The 2,254-nt window shown below is 32.4% G+C and carries 4 protein-coding genes; 1 reads left to right on the forward strand and 3 read right to left on the reverse strand.

What is annotated here, in order from left to right; all coding sequences use genetic code 11:
* Positions 1-566, forward strand: a 566-nt coding sequence (locus HG1285_RS04090) for an amidohydrolase family protein (RefSeq protein ID WP_008288722.1), incomplete at its 5' end; no start/stop codon positions are given.
* Between the two features lie 2 nt (positions 567-568).
* Here HG1285_RS04090 and HG1285_RS04085 read toward each other — a convergent pair.
* The 3 genes from HG1285_RS04085 to HG1285_RS04075 are packed head-to-tail and all read right to left on the reverse strand — an operon-like array spanning position 569 to position 2,164.
* Positions 569-1,102 carry an ATP/GTP-binding protein gene (locus HG1285_RS04085; protein WP_008288723.1) on the reverse strand — a complete coding sequence of 178 codons (534 nt, stop codon included), beginning with the start codon at positions 1,100-1,102 and terminating at the stop codon, positions 569-571.
* A 1-nt stretch (position 1,103) separates the two neighbouring features.
* Positions 1,104-1,802: a DUF4388 domain-containing protein gene (locus HG1285_RS04080; RefSeq protein WP_008288724.1), complete on the reverse strand. Its 699-nt coding sequence runs from the start codon at positions 1,800-1,802 to the stop codon at positions 1,104-1,106.
* Positions 1,803-1,804: 2 nt separating this feature from the next.
* Positions 1,805-2,164, reverse strand: coding sequence for a roadblock/LC7 domain-containing protein (locus HG1285_RS04075; RefSeq protein ID WP_008288725.1), 360 nt, complete (start codon positions 2,162-2,164; stop codon positions 1,805-1,807).
* Positions 2,165-2,254 lie beyond the last annotated feature (90 nt).

Below are 2,254 nucleotides of genomic sequence, written 5' to 3' on the forward strand. Positions count from 1 at the left end.
TTTTAGCAGCTCATATGGTTCATCCAACAGAAGAAGAAATGGAAATTCTTGCTGAAAACAACGTAAAAATTGCCCACTGTCCGGAAAGTAATTTAAAACTTGCATCAGGAGTTGCACCTGTCCCTAAAATGATAGAAAAAGGCATAACAGTGGGAATTGGAACAGATGGAACTGCTTCAAATGATGATTTAGATATAATTGGAGAAATATCAACAGCTGCAAAATTACACAAAGGTTATAACCTTGACCCTACAGTTTTAAATGCAAGGCAAGCTTTAAAAATGGCTACAATAGAAGGAGCTAAAGCTATAAGAAAGGAAGACAAACTTGGAAGTTTAGAAATAGGAAAAAATGCAGATATAGTGCTGATAGATGTTGAAGACCCACATTTACAGCCTTTATTTGACCCATATACTCAAATTGTTTACTCTTCAAACGGAAAAGACGTTGACACTGTTATTACAAACGGAGAAATAAAAGTTTTGAATAAAAAAGTACTTGTCTTAGATAAAGATGAACTTATTGAAAAAGCAAATTACTGGAAAAATAAAGTTTTAGAAAAGTAGCCCTAAATATGATGGGCTATTTCTTCTAACAATTCTAAAAGAACGTTTTTGACGCTTTCTTTATCCAGGGCAATTAAAGGTAAAACTTTAACATCTTCATCTAAATCAAGAGCAGTTCTAATATCTTCTGGACTCCATGCTCCTTCTAAATCCTGTTTATTACACCCTACAACAAAAGGAGATGGATATCTTGCTTCAAAAAAGTTAATAATTCTTCTTGCTTCATGGAAAGTGCTTGGGTCTGTACTGTCAACTAAAACTATAAGTCCTACCATTCCTTTTCCAAGAATATCCCACATAAAATCAAATCTTGACTGACCAGGAGTTCCAAATAAGTAAAGGACGTGTTCATCATCAATACGAATCTTACCAAAATCCATAGCGACGGTTGTATGGGACTTTTTCTCCTTTTCCCCAGTTTTGGTAGTTTTAGCTTCCGTTTGAACAGTTTGAATTTCACTGACGGTATTTATAAATTGAGTTTTTCCTGCTGCGTATGGTCCGGAAACGACTATTTTAATCTGTTTTTCTGCCATCTTACAATCCTTTTACTATATTTACGATTTTTTTCAGTAAACCTTTTGTTAAATTAAAACCTAATTTTTTCTCCTTTTTAGCTCTTTTTATTATTCCGCTGGCAAGCATTCCATATAAAGCTCTTTTTAATACAAGCTCATCTACTTTTAACTCATTTTTTATATCTTCTACAGTCTTTTTTCCATCTACAGCAGAAAGTATTTTTTTCTCTATATTTGTTAAATATGCTCTTTTAGCTGTTTCTTCCCAGTCTTCTGCTTTCGTATAAACTAATTTTATATCAGAAATTTTTCTTTCAACTTCCTGCTCAGTAAGTTGGCGACTTAAATACATGATTAATTTTTCTATCTCAACCTGAGGTTTTATATCATCTGTATATTTTATAAAGCCCGGAGTAAAAGAAAATTTGCCTTTTTTTACGGCTAAAAGAACAGGGAGTCTTGAAACTAAATATTGATATAAATCGTCTTTTGTTATCCCTTCTTTATTTAAAACAGTATTAAAATCAATATCTAAATATATGTAAAACACCTTTTTTACAGGTCTTATATATACAATATCCCCCTGTTTAAAATAAACACCAAATTTTTGCTCATTATTATCACTTTCTACGACTAAAATACCATCCTTTTTATCTTTCTTTAAAACCTGAAAAATATCAACAAAATTAAATACTTCTAAATTACCTGTTAAAGCCATTCCTAACCTATAATCTCTTCAAGTTTTCTCATTGTTTTTCTAATTTCCATTAATAAAAGTCCAAGTTTTATAGATGATGGTGCCAGTACACCAAGAACTGCAAAATCTTTAACACCTGTAAATATTACATAACCTTCTGTACCTTTTACATAAAGCTGTTCTAATCCACCTTTGTTCAACTCTGAGGCAACTCTTTCTCCTAAAGATAAAATAGCTGCCCCCATAGCAGCAACTCTATCCTCTTCTATCCCTTCCGGTAAAACAGATGCTATTGCAAGACCATCTGGACTTACTAAAACAGCCCCTTCAGCACCACTATCTTTAACTAAATCATTAAGTAAAGCTTCAAAATCATACGCCATATTTATCCTCCTATTATCTTCTTGGTATCTCTAATGAACTCAGCCCGTCTCTTTTCTACAGATATTTCCTGAGCAGTAAATCTATAAATT

This window comes from Hydrogenivirga sp. 128-5-R1-1 (assembly GCF_000171895.1).